Source organism: Stenotrophomonas sp. 1L-E-5-B-C3, from assembly GCF_057292075.1.
In genome coordinates this window covers 13,970-28,532 of sequence record NZ_JBXAWS010000030.1, presented here as the reverse complement: position 1 = coordinate 28,532, position 14,563 = coordinate 13,970, and the positions used below count along the sequence as shown (strand labels likewise).

14 protein-coding genes are annotated in these 14,563 nt (G+C 66.0%); 12 read left to right on the top strand and 2 right to left on the bottom strand.

The features are described from left to right. From AC0Z6F_RS21840 to AC0Z6F_RS21800, 9 genes are all read left to right on the top strand, one after another. On the top strand, positions 1–527 hold a 527-nt coding region (locus tag AC0Z6F_RS21840; protein ID WP_485619600.1), incomplete at its 5' end, for a ParA family protein. Continuing rightward, positions 511–780, top strand: coding sequence for a hypothetical protein (locus AC0Z6F_RS21835; RefSeq protein WP_003050422.1), 270 nt, complete (start codon positions 511–513; stop codon positions 778–780). The genes AC0Z6F_RS21840 and AC0Z6F_RS21835, both read left to right, overlap by 17 nt. Further along, positions 773–2,452 carry a ParB family protein gene (locus AC0Z6F_RS21830; protein WP_004350508.1) on the top strand — a complete coding sequence of 560 codons (1,680 nt, stop codon included), beginning with the start codon at positions 773–775 and terminating at the stop codon, positions 2,450–2,452. Before AC0Z6F_RS21835 ends, AC0Z6F_RS21830 begins: the two co-directional genes overlap by 8 nt. Before the next feature lie 14 nt (positions 2,453–2,466). Next, positions 2,467–3,027, top strand: a complete 561-nt coding sequence (locus AC0Z6F_RS21825; RefSeq protein ID WP_003090097.1) for a DUF2857 domain-containing protein — start codon at positions 2,467–2,469, stop codon at positions 3,025–3,027. Between the two features lie 3 nt (positions 3,028–3,030). Then, entirely contained in the window at positions 3,031–4,269 is a 1,239-nt protein-coding gene (locus AC0Z6F_RS21820; RefSeq protein WP_003116837.1) for an STY4528 family pathogenicity island replication protein, read from the top strand. 310 nt (positions 4,270–4,579) lie between these two features. Further along, positions 4,580–5,371 carry a PFL_4669 family integrating conjugative element protein gene (locus tag AC0Z6F_RS21815; protein ID WP_003098981.1) on the top strand — a complete coding sequence of 264 codons (792 nt, stop codon included), beginning with the start codon at positions 4,580–4,582 and terminating at the stop codon, positions 5,369–5,371. Further along, positions 5,368–5,895 carry a DUF3158 family protein gene (locus AC0Z6F_RS21810; protein WP_003098978.1) on the top strand — a complete coding sequence of 176 codons (528 nt, stop codon included), beginning with the start codon at positions 5,368–5,370 and terminating at the stop codon, positions 5,893–5,895. The genes AC0Z6F_RS21815 and AC0Z6F_RS21810 overlap by 4 nt, the downstream gene beginning before the upstream one ends. Positions 5,896–5,968: 73 nt before the next feature. Then, the gene (locus tag AC0Z6F_RS21805; protein WP_003098976.1) at positions 5,969–6,409 is read left to right on the top strand and encodes a single-stranded DNA-binding protein; all 441 of its coding nucleotides are present in this window, start codon (positions 5,969–5,971) and stop codon (positions 6,407–6,409) included. Positions 6,410–6,692: 283 nt separating this feature from the next. Further along, the gene (locus tag AC0Z6F_RS21800; protein WP_003116834.1) at positions 6,693–8,723 is read left to right on the top strand and encodes a DNA topoisomerase III; all 2,031 of its coding nucleotides are present in this window, start codon (positions 6,693–6,695) and stop codon (positions 8,721–8,723) included. A 723-nt stretch (positions 8,724–9,446) separates the two neighbouring features. Here the strand turns inward: AC0Z6F_RS21800 and AC0Z6F_RS21795 are convergent. Beyond that, positions 9,447–10,082, bottom strand: a complete 636-nt coding sequence (locus AC0Z6F_RS21795; RefSeq protein WP_003098972.1) for a cation efflux transmembrane domain-containing protein — start codon at positions 10,080–10,082, stop codon at positions 9,447–9,449. Positions 10,083–10,493: 411 nt separating this feature from the next. On the opposite strand from AC0Z6F_RS21795, the gene AC0Z6F_RS21790 reads away from it, so the two are divergent. Continuing rightward, on the top strand, positions 10,494–10,703 hold the full coding sequence (locus tag AC0Z6F_RS21790; protein ID WP_014747696.1) for a sterol desaturase family protein: 210 nt from the start codon (positions 10,494–10,496) through the stop codon (positions 10,701–10,703). Between the two features lie 12 nt (positions 10,704–10,715). Then, a complete protein-coding gene (locus AC0Z6F_RS21785; RefSeq protein ID WP_055312603.1) occupies positions 10,716–11,090 on the top strand; it encodes a DUF3703 domain-containing protein in 375 nt (124 codons plus the stop codon). 67 nt (positions 11,091–11,157) lie between these two features. Here AC0Z6F_RS21785 and cadR read toward each other — a convergent pair whose 3' ends face one another. Continuing rightward, the gene (gene cadR / locus AC0Z6F_RS21780; RefSeq protein ID WP_003098965.1) at positions 11,158–11,556 is read right to left on the bottom strand and encodes a Cd(II)/Pb(II)-responsive transcriptional regulator; all 399 of its coding nucleotides are present in this window, start codon (positions 11,554–11,556) and stop codon (positions 11,158–11,160) included. Positions 11,557–11,647: 91 nt separating this feature from the next. On the opposite strand from cadR, the gene AC0Z6F_RS21775 reads away from it, so the two are divergent. Next, positions 11,648–14,560 (top strand): heavy metal translocating P-type ATPase, encoded by a 2,913-nt coding sequence (locus AC0Z6F_RS21775; protein WP_003098961.1) that lies wholly within the window; start codon positions 11,648–11,650, stop codon positions 14,558–14,560. Positions 14,561–14,563: the final 3 nt, after the last annotated feature.

Here is a 14,563-nt window from a genome sequence, read left to right as displayed (position 1 = left end):
TCTACGACCTGGTGCTGATCGACACCCAGGGCGCGCGTTCCGTGCTGCTGGAGATGGCGGTGCTCGCCTCCGATCTCGCGCTGTCGCCCGTCACGCCGGAGATCCTCGCGGCACGCGAGCTGCGGCGCGGCACCATGCAGTTGCTCGAAGACATTGCGCCGTACCGGCACCTGGGCATCGAACCGCCGCCGCTGCACTTGCTCATCAACCGCGTCCACCCGGTGTCCGCCAACGCACGGCTGATCCAGCAGGCCTTGCGCGACCTGTTCCAGGACAGCGCCGGCATCCGCGTGCTCGCCACCGACGTGCCGGCCATAGAAGCGTATCCACGTGCCGCAACGCGCGGCCTGCCGGTGCATCGGGTCGAGCACCGCCAGCCGCCCGGCAGAGTCGCCCCTGCCGCGCTCGACACGATGCGCGCGCTCGCCAGCGAGTTGTTCCCGCAATGGCAGGACCGACTGGCTCAAGTATCCGGCCGCCCGCAGCGACCTCTTGATCCTGGGAGGCCCCATGGCGAACGCACATGAGCTGGCCCGCGGCCACAAGCGGCTGCGCGCCCTGATCGAGTTCGCGGTCGGTGAGGGCTGGCACGTCAAGCGCACGCCGGGCGGGCACCTCAAGTTCACCAAGGCCGGCTGCGCGGCGATCTACACGAGTTCGACAGCGAGTGACCACCGGGCCGAATTGAACGCCCGTGCGCAGATCCGCCGCGCCGAGCGAGAGGCCCGCATGGCGCCGGCCGGCGGTCGTGGGGACTGCGAGGGGTGCGGCCATGGCTGACATGACCTCGCAGGACATGGCAGGCAAGCTGCTCGCGGCCGGCTTCGAGCGCAGCGGCCCAGCGGCTACGGCCTTGAGCGACCCGATCGCGGACACGCCCATGGTCGTGACGCTGGACCAGTTGCGGCCCTACGACCATGACCCGCGCATGAAGCGCAACCCGGCTTACGAGGAAATCAAGGCATCCATCCGCGAGCGCGGCCTGGACGCGGCGCCGGCCATCACGCGCAGGCCCGGCGAGGACCACTACATCATCCGCAACGGCGGCAACACGCGACTGGCGATCCTGCGCGAACTCTGGTCGGAGACCAAGGAAGAACGCTTCTTCCGCATATCGTGCCTGTTCCGACCATGGCCGGAGCGCGGTGAAATCGTCGCGCTGACCGGGCATCTTGCCGAGAACGAACTGCGCGGCGGCCTCACGTTCATCGAGCGCGCGCTCGGCGTCGAGAAAGCACGGGAGTTCTACGAGCAGGAGAGCGGCGCCGCCCTGAGCCAGTCGGAACTGGCCCGCCGCCTGGCGGCCGATGGCTTCCCCGTCCAGCGGTCGCACATCACCCGCATGGCCGACGCGGTGCGCTACCTGCTGCCCGCCATTCCCACTGTGCTCTATGGCGGCCTGGGGCGCCACCAGGTCGAGCGGCTGTCGGTCATGCGCACGGCCTGCAAACGCACCTGGGAGCACTACGCCAAGGACCGTTCGCTGCCGCTGGACTTCGACAGTTTCTTTCAGGAGGTGCTGGCGCAGTTCGACACGCAGGGCGACGAGTTCGCGCCGCAGCGCGTGCAAGACGAGCTGATCGGCCAGATGTCCGAGCTGCTGGGCATCGGCTACGACGTGCTGGCGCTGGACCTGACCGAATCGGAAAGCCGCCACCGGGCGCTGGTCAGTGACCCGACGCCACCTGCGGCGCAGCCGGCGTTGCCTTCGCCCACCGCCGGCACGCCGACTCCGCCGGGCGCAGCATCGTCCATCGCCACGCCTGCAGCGGCGGCCGGTCCTCCACCCGCCAGCCCTCCGGCGTCCGAGCCCACCTTGCGCCACGACGACACGGCGGTTGGCGAAGCGGCCACGGGAAGCCAGCCGGCCGCACCGGGCGATCTGCTTCGCGAGCACATCGTCTCGCCAGCACCGACGACAGAACGGCTCCAATCGATCCAGCGCATGGTCGCCGACCAGTTGGGCGATGCGCTGCCGCCCGACTTCTCGGCGAGCGTGCTGCAGTCCATCCCGGTGCAAGCCGGCGGACTCTATCCGATCTCCGACGTCTGGTACATCGACGCCGGCCTGGACACGCCCGATCGGCTGCGCATCCACATCGCGCAGTTCGCGCGCGAGATCGCCGGGGAGGCAGGCCTGGACGAGTGCATCGAGGATCGCGCCGATGGCATCGGGTTTGCGTGCCGCGCCCGCGGCCAAGCCCCGTCGCCGCTCGGCCGCGCGGTGCTGACGCTGCTCACTTCCCTGACGGGTCAGCCCGTCGCCGAAGCGGGCCTGGACGGCGCGCAGCTCGCCGCCGACCTGCCGACCCTGTTGCACGGCCAGAGCCAAGGCCATGGCAGCGGCGCAAGGCGCTTGAGCGACACGGCGTTGGTCAAGCTCTTTCGGCTGCTGCGCCTCGCCCGGCGTCTGCTGGACCTGGAAGCCGGCACCACGGCGCCCGGGACGTGAGCGAGGGAGGCCGCATGTCCACATCGCATCCGCTCAACCAGGCCGTGATTGCCCAGGCGCTGTATGACCTTCGCAACGGCCAACTGCGCCGCTGCAAAGCCATGGGCTTCGGCGAGGCCGAGCTGGATGCGCTCAAGCACCCCGCGCTGATCAGCGTGCTGGCCAACGCCAGCGTCTCGTGGTGCTCGGTCACGGTCAACCGCGAAGTGCTGCAGCGCCTGCTCAACCAGGCACAGGACGTGGAGAAGGAAATCGCCACGGTCGATCGCATGCTGCGGCTGGGGGCCAGCACGGAGATGGTCAGCCGCTTCTATGGCCTGACCCATCAGGAAGTCGCCCTGCGGCGGGAGATCCTCGGCCTGCCCAAGCGCAAGGGGCGCCACCCCGTCCTGGACGAGACCCAGGACACCGAACTGTGGCGGCAATGGAAAGCCGTGACCAGCAGCAGGAACGTCGATCTGGAGGACGAGACCTCGATTCTCGATGCGGCCATGGACCTGGCCGAGGGCATGTCGCTGCCGCTCTCGGTGGTCTGGGCCGCGATCAGGAACTGGGTCGATCAGGGATTGGGCTAGGCCATGGCCGTGGACGACACCGCCCCACGAGCCCAGCGCCCTGGCCCCATCGCACTCGCCGACCTGTTCGACGCTGCGCTGAAGGACCTCGCGCCCAAGTCCAGCTCTGGCGCTCCCGCGTCCCTGCCTGCTCCAACGCCCACGCCTCCTACGTCCGGCGACGCCTTCCTGTTCAGTGGCAATCGGCACGAGAGCGTGCCGCGGCGGCTGTTCCTCGACCGCCGCCTGACACCGCTGGAGCGCAACGCCTGGCAGGTGTTCCGATTGATGCTCAACGACGATGGCGTCACGGCATTTCCCACCTATGAGCAGTTGCGCCCCTGGCTGGCGTCGATGCCCTGCGCAGGCCAGGCCTCCCATGAGACCGTGGCGCGGGCGCTGACGCTGCTGCGCCTGACGCGCTGGCTGAGCCTCGTGCGACGACGGCGCGACCCCAAGACCGGTCGCATCCTCGGCAACCTCTACGTCCTGCACGACGAACCGCTGACGCCGTTCGAGGCGATGCAACTCGACGCCGACTACCTGGCCCTGGTCAGCCAGTCGCTGGGGCATTCGGCCAAGGCCGTCCAGGTGGTGGGACTCAACACCCTCCAGGAGATCGCGGACGACCCGATGCTGTCCGGACGCACCTTGCCGTCGCGGCTGCAAGTGCTCGCCGAGCGCCTGGCCGACCAGGGCATCACCGCCTCCGAAAGTTATCCACAGGAGGATGCGGTCCACGATTCCGAAGAAGGGCCCGCGAGCCTTCTTCGGAATGGCGATCGCCCATCTTCGGAATCCGAAGCAGGGCCGAAACCCGCGCCAGACGGCGCTCTTCGGAATTCGAAGCAGGACCGTACAGTACGTAGTAGTCGTATTGATGAAGTACGTACTACCGCGCAGGCGCGTGCGCTGGGCGACCTGCAATGGCCCAAGCGCTTCGCGGAACTGAAGGCGGAACAGCAGGCCGGAGCCAAGATGGCGTTGCAGCAGGTGGACGCTGCCCTGCGGCAGGCCGTGCTGGACGAATGGGCCGCACGGTGCGGCAAGCATGGCATCCGCAACCCCGCCGGTTATCTGTTCGGCATCATCCAGCGCGCCATGCGCGGCGAGTTCAATGCCTGGGCCAAGCAGACCGGCCCGGCACCGCCAACACCATCGGCGGCGCGAGCGCCACCAACCGAGCCGCCGCGCAACGTCGTGCCGCCCGAGGTGGCCCGGCAGCACATCGAGCGCCTGCGCGATCTGCTGCGCAAATCCTGAGTAGAGCGCATGCAAGACCATGAAGCAGACCTCCATGGCGCTCAACGGAACGGTCCCCTGGGGACGGCTGCGCGGCGAAGGATCGTGTCGAACGGCAGCGCGACGTGCGGTGCAGCACGCATACCGTCAACAACCGAGGACGGGAACGCCGATGTGAGTGCCCATCTGCGGAGCGGTCCCCAGGGGACCGTTGCGCGCTGCGCCGCCAGCGCGCACAGAACCGGGGGTCGGCTCATTTCGGTTTGTTGACTGACTGCCTTCCGCTGCATGCGGATGCTGGCGGCTCCCTGTCCACCAGCGAGCGATCACCATGGCAACCAGCAACGAACCATTGCAACTCAACCTCGGCTCCCTGCGCAGCGCGATGTCGCTGACGCTGCACACCCACCACGCCTCGCGCATCTGGCATGGCCGCGCCGCCGCCGAGGGGCGACCGGGCATCGTCGGCCTGAACGGCTACATCGCCGTCATGAACAAGATGAAGCGCGGCTCGGAGCAGGACGACCCATACAGCGACTGGTGGATGCTTCGCATCGAAGACAAGCTCGACCAGACCAGGACCACGCTGCAGACGCTGCGCGACCAGGTGGACCAGGCCCTGGCCGGCGTGCCCGCCGCGTTGACCCTGGGCGAGAACCTCAACGTGCAGCCCGTCAAGCTTCCGCTGTTCGTCAATGCGCAGTTGGGCTTTGCCGCCGTCTATCTCCTGGCCGACTACGACGACATCGCGCGCAAGCTGATCCTCGCCCACCACACCGCGCTGATCGATCGCTCGACGTTGGAGCGCTGGCTCAACGAAGGTGCCCACGCGCTGCGCAGCCTGTTCAGCCTGGCCCAGCAATACCGCTACTCGGGCTGCACCCGCGACGACTTCGCGGCCAAGAACGCCGCAGCTCGGGCAGCATTGGAGAAGTTCGGCGAACTGCCGCAGGACGTGCTCGAAGGCATGCGCCGCTCGAAGTTTGCGCCGCCCGTCGTGCGCCGTGGTCTGCAACAGCGTGGTGATAGCGCTGCCGCAGCCGCATCTCCCACCGACGAAGGCGCTGCCGCCGATTCGGCCGAGGCCAAGTCCACAGCCGCCGGCGAGGACGAACCGGCATGAGCGACCCGAACCGCGAACCGCGCTACTTCCGTCGTCTGGAACAGCCAGCCTTCATGCGGCTGGAACACGCGGCCTCTCTAAAAGGCCTTTTAAAGCCTTTTAAAGGTAAAGGGGACTTCGAGGCCTGGGCCAGCCAGTGCTTCGCCATGCGCGACGAGTTGATTGCCCTGGCGCAGCGACAGGTGCTGCCACAGGCGTGCGGGCATCCCTTCCACCTGCTTCCCGTCGAGCTGGCCCAGCAGACCACTGGCGCAGGCACGACCTTTCTTCGCTGGCGCAAGCACGATCGATCGGCCATGGGCGTGGCGTTGTGGCAGGAGCTGATGGCGAGCCCCAGCACGCCGGTCAACCTGCTGCACGACCTGCACGAGATCGAACTGCAGCGCGTCATGCTGAACATGCAGATCAGCCTGCTGCACACCCTGGGCAGGCAAGCACAGGAATGCGCCAGCAAGGCCGCGCAGGCGGACAACACCTACCTGCGCCGGCTCGCGTCCGTTCCTGCCGCAGTGCGCGATCGGTGATTGCGCCTGCCATCCGAGCACGCGCCCGAGCCCAACGAGGCACGGGTATTTCAACCACCACGGAGATTCCAACATGAGCACACAATTCATCGGCGAGGGCAACATCGGATCGCCTCCCGAGTACCGCGAATTCCCCAATGGCAACGACGATCCTCGCCGGTTGCTCCGGCTGAACGTGTACTTCGACAACCCCGTCCCCACCAAGGGCGGCGAGTTCGAGGACCGCGGCGGCTTCTGGGCGCCGGTGGAACTCTGGCACCACGACGCCGACCGCTGGCAGCAGCTCTACCAGAAGGGCATGCGGGTGCTGGTCGTCGGCCGCATGGAGCGCGACCCCTGGACGGACAACGAAGATCAGCCGCGTGAGACTTGGCAGGTCAACGCGCGCAGTGTCGGCATCCTGCCGTACCGCATCGAGTCTGTGGCCCTCAGCCCGAAGCCACAGGAGGCAGAGCCGAAGCCCCAGGCCACCCAGGAATCGACGGCGCCGAAAGAGACCAAGCGCAGGAAGTGATCGGGCATGGAGGGCGGCTGCCGCAGTGCTTCGCCGCCCTCCATGCGCTGCGAATTATCCCCAGGGGATAGCTCCACCAACGTCCACCGAGTTCCACGCGCGCTCCCGGAAATCGCGGCTCTCGGCCCGCACACTTCCGGCCACGCACCTTCCCCGCACTCGCCATTTCATCGGCGTGAAAGCGGTCGCTGCCGCATGCGGCTTGTTTGCTGCTGCCAGGGGCTGCGCTCGGCATCCTCGATCCCAGCAACTCCATGAACAACAGGAATCGGGATGGACGGATATGCGGCTGTTCTTGTGCGAGAAGCCCTCCCAGGGCAAAGACATTGGCCGGATTCTCGGCGCCACGCAGCGCGGTGAAGGCTGCCTCAACGGTTCCGGCGTCACGGTCACCTGGTGCATCGGCCATCTCGTGGAGGCGGCGCCGCCCGAGGCCTACGACGAGCAGCTCAAACGATGGTCCGTTGAGCAGTTGCCCATCATTCCCCAGCACTGGCGGGTCGAGGTCAAACCGAAGACCGCCACGCAATTCAAGGTCGTCAAGGCGCTCTTGGCGAAGGCGACTCACCTGGTTATCGCCACCGATGCCGACCGCGAGGGCGAATTGATCGCCCGCGAGATCGTGGAGCTTTGCGGCTACCGCGGCCCCATCGAACGCCTGTGGCTGTCGGCGCTCAACGATGCGTCCATTCGGGCGGCACTGGGCAAGCTGCGGCCTTCGGCCGAGACGCTTTCGATGTACCACTCGGCGCTGGCGCGCTCCCGTGCGGATTGGCTCGTGGGCATGAACCTGAGCCGGCTGTTCACGGTGCTGGGGCGACAGGCGGGTTACGACGGCGTGCTGTCGGTCGGCCGCGTACAGACCCCGACGCTCAAGCTCGTTGTGGACCGCGACCGCGAGATCGCGCGCTTCGTGTCCGTACCATACTGGGCCATCGCCGTGTCCCTGTTCGCAGGCGGTTCGACTTTCGCCGCGCAATGGGTTCCACCCGATGCGTGCACCGACGACGCAGGCCGCTGCCTGCGGCAGCCGGTCGCACAGCAGACCATGCAGCAGATCCGCGCTGCGGGCAGTGCCCACGTCGTGTCGGTGGAGACTGAGCGTGTCCGCGAAGGCCCGCCGCTGCCGTTCGACCTGGGCACCTTGCAGGAAGTGTGTTCCAAGCAGCTTGGGCTGGACGTGCAGGAAACCTTGGAGATTGCCCAAGCCCTGTACGAGACGCACAAGGCCACGACGTACCCCCGCTCGGACTCCGGCTACCTGCCCGAGAGCATGTTTGCCGAAGTGCCCACCGTTCTCGACAGCCTGCTCAAGACCGATCCCTCGCTGCGCTCGATCATGGGCCAGCTCGACCGCTCGCAGCGCTCGCGCGCCTGGAACGATGGCAAGGTCACGGCGCACCACGGCATCATCCCGACGCTCGAACCGGCGAAGCTCTCCGCCATGAGCGAGAAGGAACTGGCCGTGTACAGGCTCATCCGGTCGCATTACCTGGCGCAGTTCCTCCCTCACCACGAGTTCGACCGCACTGTGGCCAAGTTTTCGTGCGGGGGGCAGAACCTGGCGGCCACGGGCAAGCAGGTTGTCATCCCGGGTTGGCGCCAGGTGCTCGCCGAGCCGCAGGCCGAAGACGGTGATGGCGAGGGCGATACTGCGGTCCGCGCCCAGGTGCTGCCCGCGCTGCCGAAACTGTATGAGGGCCTGGCATGCCAGGTGGCCGACGTCGATCTCAAGGCACTCAAGACGCTGCCGCCCAAACCGTACACGCAAGGCGAGTTGGTCAAGTCCATGAAAGGCGTCGCCAAGCTGGTGTCCGATCCCCGCCTGAAGCAGAAGCTCAAGGATACGGTTGGCATCGGCACCGAAGCGACGCGGGCCAACATCATCGGCGGCCTGATCGCTCGCGGCTACCTCGTGAAGAAGGGGCGCGCCATCCGCGCCTCGGATGCGGCTTTCACTTTGATCGATGCCGTGCCTGCGGCGATTGCCGACCCTGGCACCACCGCCGTCTGGGAACAGGCGCTCGACATGATCGAGGCCGGACAGCTCACCCTGGACGTGTTCATCGGCAAGCAGGCCGCGTGGATTTCGCAGTTGATTGCGCAGTACGGCAGCGCCTCCCTGTCCATCAAGGTTCCCCAAGGGCCGGCATGCCCGCAGTGCGGCGCACCCACGCGCCAGCGCAGCGGCAAGAGCGGCCCGTTCTGGTCGTGCAGCCGCTACCCGGACTGCAAAGGCACGCTGCCAGTCGAATCCGGCAGCTCCAAGCGCGGCGCCTCGCGCCCGCGCCGTAGCGGCCGCAAAGGCTCCTGACCGCCCCCGTTCCCCGTGAGCCGTGCCCGCCTTCGGCGGCGTGGCCCCTGTCCCGCACTCCGCCGCATGCCCTGCGGGACGCCCAGCGCGCAACGCCTTCTTGATCCGTGTGCGCGTCCCGCCCAGCCGTCCCCGGCCGCGGGACCTGAAGGTAGCTTCTCTGCGAGCCGCACCACGCGCGTTCTGTTGATCTGCGTTTCTTCCGCCCTCTGCGAAGGGTCTCCCGGTGGCTTGCCAGGCTGCACGAGCCACCGGGAGACCCTTCGTGGTCAGCGGTAATCGGTGCCGGTGCCCGCCGGTGCAAAAACGGGCTCCCTTTGTGCGCGGATGTGCGCCAGACGATGCCGGCCCCAGCCACGACATGGGCCGGGTGTGATTGCTTGATGAGCAGACGGTTCTAGCGACGACCGGGCCTGCCAATCAGCCCACGGGTGGTTCCTCTTTTCTCCCGAGCCGAAGGCCGTTGGGCCTTCGGCGCCATTCTCCTGCCCATCAACGTCCCGGCCCGGCCATTGGCCTGGGCCACACGAACAGGAGAGACGACATGCACCCTCAACCTTGCGCACCGCTGCTGTACGGCAGACGGAGGTCGAGAACGGCATGCCCGCCTATCGCGCGGCCATCGCCAATGGTACGCTCGGCTGCAGCCGAGGCCGTAGCCCAAAGGCTGGACTACCTCTTTTGCAGAGGTAAACCTCGGGATGAACTGGGCGAAAACATGCCTTATGTGCCCGCCTTACGGCGAGCTGTTTCCGATGCTTCGCGCAGGATTTCCCGCCCCCCATTCGCTGCGATTGCGGCCACGATGACGCCCAGCACCAGATCCGGGATGTTCGACCCGAACCCCATCACCAGCACCCCGGACAGCACAATCGCACCATTGACGATGGAGTCGTTGCTGGTAAAGATCGCTGACGCCTTGAAGTTCACATCTTCCCCGCGATGGCGGCGCAGTAGTCTGAGGCACACTAGGTTCAAAGCCGCGTTCAGCGCGGCCATGGCCATCATGGCTGGGCCGACAGGCTCTTCCCCTCCAGCGAAGCGGCGTAGGACTTCCAACAGCAGCAGCGCGGCCAGGCCGATTAGCAAGAAACCCGACAAGCGGGCCGCGCCCACCTTGACCGTTGCCGCACGACCGACGGCATACAGGCTAACCGCATAGACCGACGCATCGGCGAGGTTGTCCAACCCGGCGCCCATCAGCGCCGTAGAGCCAGCCCAGATGCCAAGGGCAATGCCGGCGGCGGACTGCGTCAGGTTGATCAGCAACACAGTCAGAAGAATCTTTCGGTCCTTCGCATCGCTCGCATCTAGGCGGCCCAACTCGTCGTTTTCGTGATTTCTGTGGTTTTCAGCCATGCATTGTTCCTTCCAAATCGATGGATGCTGAAGCCTGTAGCGGCTGGAGAGTCAAGGCGCAGATGCAACGAACTTGCCACAGGGTCTTCCCGGACGCCCTTGACTCTACCGTAGCTAGAAGGTTTTCCAATCCAGTCAGAGCTTTAGGACAGAACAGATGAGCACCAATGCGCCCCCTTCATTGCGACTGTCATCCGGTATGGCTGCTATCCACTGATCCGTGGCGCCACTGCGGTTGTGCTCTTCGGCGAGCTCGCGACCGGCCGGCCGTCTTTTCCGACGGAGCTACTCACAGTGATCGTCGCGCTCGCTTGTGCCGCCTTGCTAGAGGGCGGGCGGCCTTTCCACTCCCCGTTGAGCCAGTAGCGGCGTTCCAAGCTGTGGTTGGCCGTCGGCGCATGGCTCGGCTTCTTGGTCGTGCATCTGGCCTTCCAGCACTCCAATCTGGGATACCGGGTCGGGCCGTTGGGATTGTTGATCGGGGTGGCTGAAGCCCATCGCTGGCATCACAAGCGTGAGCACGAAGACGCCCAAGTCAACTACGGCGATTTCTGGATGCCCGGGGGCCACTTGTTCAGCGCTTTCCGGTCGCAAAAGCACACGCTGGGCGCCAAAGAGTGACACTCAAGAAAGATGGACTTTCCAATGGACTACGGCCCGCAGCTTGTCTATCCCTTCCGGAGCCGGCCAGCAGCGGCAAACGCTTGCGCTGCTGGCTATACGATCTTGCCCACGTCGCATTCTTGCGCGAGTCGGGCCTTGCGGCTTCTTGCGAAGCGATCGCGAGTTGCGTGGCGTGCCCATGAGTCGGGCCGCGTCGTGGCGCACTGCTACCTTGGCCTGCACCTGCACCTGCGCAGCCACGCCGCGATGCTCGGTCTGGCCTGGAGAACCCGTAAGGTGGCGGAGATTGCGGCGCGCAGGTCGTCCGGCTCGCGCTGGCTCCTGTGGGCCACGCCCTCGGTCGCACGCCGTCTCAAAACGTCAGAACCGCGCGCTTTCGCATGATGGAGCGCGGCACGTGGCTCTCAGAACTGGACCCGATCACTTCCAGCACCGATGACACGCTCGAGCTTCAGGCGGGCTCGGCCAAGCTGTTGAGAATGCCGCACTCGCGCGAGGTTCGGGCGCTATCGCAGGAGCGTCGCAGATCCATTAACTCGCGCTCCAAGGCGCGCAATTCCTTCATCTTGGTCCGCACTTGCGCGATATGAGCGTCGACCAGCGCGTTCACCTCGCCGCAGCCCAACTCTGGCCGATCCCGTAAGTTCAGCAGTTGACGGATCTCATCCAGCGTCATGTCCTTCGCCCGGCAGCGGCGGATGAACAGCAAGCGCTGCAAATGGACTTCGTCATAGAGCCTGAAGTTGCCCTCGCTACGTGCAGGCTCGGGCAGCAAGCCTTCTGACTCGTAAAAGCGCACGGTCTGCACCAAGCAATCTGCCTTCTTGCCCAGTTCACCGATCCGCATCATGGTTGCTTCCTATAAAAAACTTGACTCTATATCTACTAGAGGTTTTCTAATGATGGCATCCGGGGAAAACCTTGTCAATGAAGAGCGATCTATGAACAAAGAACCTTCCAGCCCATGCGCCTGCTCCGGCGGCAATGGCCAACAGACGGCGTGCGCCAGTGAGCAGGCCAGCACTGAAACCACCGTTTTCCACGTGAGCAACATGGATTGCCGCAATGAGGAAGCACTGGTGCGGCGAACGCTGGAGGGCATGCCCGGTGTCGAGCGGCTCCTGTTCGATCTTCCGCAGCGTTTGTTGACCATTTCGCACCGCGAAGTCTCGGCCGATGCCTTGGAGCAAGCGCTGAATTCGGTGGGCATGAAGGCTCAGGCTGTCCGAGACGCCGCCGTGTCGACCACCTACCGCATCGAGAACATGGACTGCCCGAGCGAGGAGAAACTCATCCGCTCGCACCTCGGGGCAGTCGAGGGAATTCAGGACCTCGACTTCGACCTCGCTGAGCGCACCCTGTCGGTGAAACACCTCGCTCAGGCACGCGCGCAGATGGAGCAGGTCCTGGCCTCGATCGGCATGCGCGCCAAGGAGCAGACCTTCGGCCACACGGGGCCGATCGAAGCCGCGGCTGTGATCCCATCCTCGGCCCTGCAGCAGCAACCAACCGCTGCCGTTTCCGCGCCGCCGATCGGCGAGCGGGTGACGTACCGGATCGAGAACATGGATTGCCCGACGGAAGAAGCGCTGATCCGCGACCGGCTGGGCAAGCTGCCGGGTGTGACCGCGCTCGACTTCAATCTGATGCAGCGTGTGCTGGGAGTCCAGCACACGCTGGCGACCTCAGCGCCGATCGAGAAGGCGCTTGCTTCCATTGGAATGCAGGCTGCGCGGCAGGACATGCAGACAGCCACCACGGTACTTCGCATCGCGAAGATGGACTGTCCGACCGAGGAAAGTCTGATCCGCGGCAAGCTGCAAGGCATGCCGGGCGTGCAGGGAATGGATTTCAACCTGATGCAGCGCACGCTCACGGTTCGGCACACACCCGACGCGATCAAGCCGGCAGTCGAAGCCATCGAATCGCTGGGCATGGAAGCCGAGGTCCAGAGGACTGATGAGCCGCGCGATGCCCCGGTGGCCGCGCACAAGACCAATTGGTGGCCGATGGCGGTTTCGGGCGTTGCGGCGGTGGCCGCCGAAGGCGTGTACTGGGTCAACGACGGCAATCATTGGGCCGTGATCGTGCTGGCACTGGTTTCGATCTTCACCGGCGGCCTCAGCACCTACAAGAAGGGCTGGATCGCGCTGAAGAACCTCAACCTGAACATGAACGCCCTGATGGCCATCGCGGTCACCGGCGGCATGGCGATCGGCCACTGGCCGGAGGCCGCCATGGTCATGTTCCTGTTCGCGTTGGCGGAAGTGATCGAGGCGAAGTCGCTGGACCGCGCCCGCAACGCCATTCGGGGGCTGATGGACTTGGCGCCCGAGACCGCGACCGTGCGGCAGGCCGATGGCTCATGGACAGAGCTGCCGGCCAAGGAGGTCGCAAAGGGCGCGGTGGTCCGCGTGCGTCCTGGCGAGCGCATCGCACTGGACGGCCTGATCACCTCGGGTCGATCGGCCATCAACCAGGCGCCCATCACCGGCGAGAGCCTGCCCGTCGAGAAGGCCGAAGGTGACCAGGTCTTCGCCGGAACCATCAATGAGACCGGCTCTTTCGAATACAAGGTGACCGCAGGCGCCAGCGACTCGACGCTCGCGCGCATCATCCATGCCGTGGAGTCCGCGCAGGGCAGCCGTGCGCCCACGCAGCGCTTCGTCGACCAGTTCGCCCGCGTCTACACGCCGGCGGTGTTCGCGGTGTCCGTGCTGGTTGCCGTCGTGCCGCCGCTCGCCTTCGGCGGCGCATGGTTTGACTGGGTCTACAAGGCCCTGGTACTGCTGGTGATCGCCTGCCCCTGCGCTCTGGTCATCTCCACGCCGGTCACCATCGTCAGCGGCTTGGCCGCTGCCGCCCGACGCGGCATCCTGATCAAGGGTGGCGTCTACCTGGAGGGCGGGCGCAAGCTCAAGGCGTTGGCCCTGGACAAGACCGGCACACTCACACATGGCAAGCCCGAGCAGACCGACTTCGTGCCGCTGATCGGCGAGGCGCAGGAAGTTGCCGCCTGGGCCGCAAGCCTCGCGGCACGCTCGGACCATCCTGTGTCTCAGGCCATCGCCCGCAAGGCGAACCGTGACGGCATCGCGCTGCACGAGGTCGACGACTTCGCGGCGCTGCCTGGCCGCGGCGTGCGCGGCCGCGTCGCCGGGCGCATGTTGCACATGGGCAACCACAGGCTCGCCCAGGAGCTGGGCCTGAGCGAAGCGACGCTCCAGGCTCGGCTGGAGACCCTGGAGCGCCAAGGCAAGACAGCGATCCTGCTGATGGACGATGCGACCGTGCTCGGCATTTTTGCAGTGGCCGACACCGTGAAGGAAACCAGCCGTGAGGCGGTGGCCGACCTGCAGGCGCTGGGTGTGCGCACGCTGATGCTGACGGGGGACAACCAGCACACGGCCGCGGCCATCGCTGCCCAGGTCGGAATCTCTGAAGCCCGTGGTGACCAACTGCCCGAAGACAAGCTCAAGACCATCGAAAGCCTGGTCGGCGGCGAGGGCCAGGTGGGCATGGTGGGCGACGGCATCAACGATTCGCCCGCGCTCGCCCGTGCCGACATCGGCTTCGCCATGGGCGCGGCCGGCACCGACACCGCGATCGAAACAGCCGACGTCGCCCTGATGGACGACGACCTGCGCAAGATCCCCGCCTTCATCCGGCTGTCGCGTAGCACTGCGGCGATCCTCACGCAGAACATCGTTCTGGCCCTTGGCATCAAGGCGGTGTTCCTTGCGTTGACGTTCACAGGGCATGCCACCATGTGGATGGCTGTGTTCGCTGACATGGGGGCAAGTCTTTTGGTTGTCGTCAATGGGCTGCGCCTCCTGAAGTTCAAGGCGGCATGAACA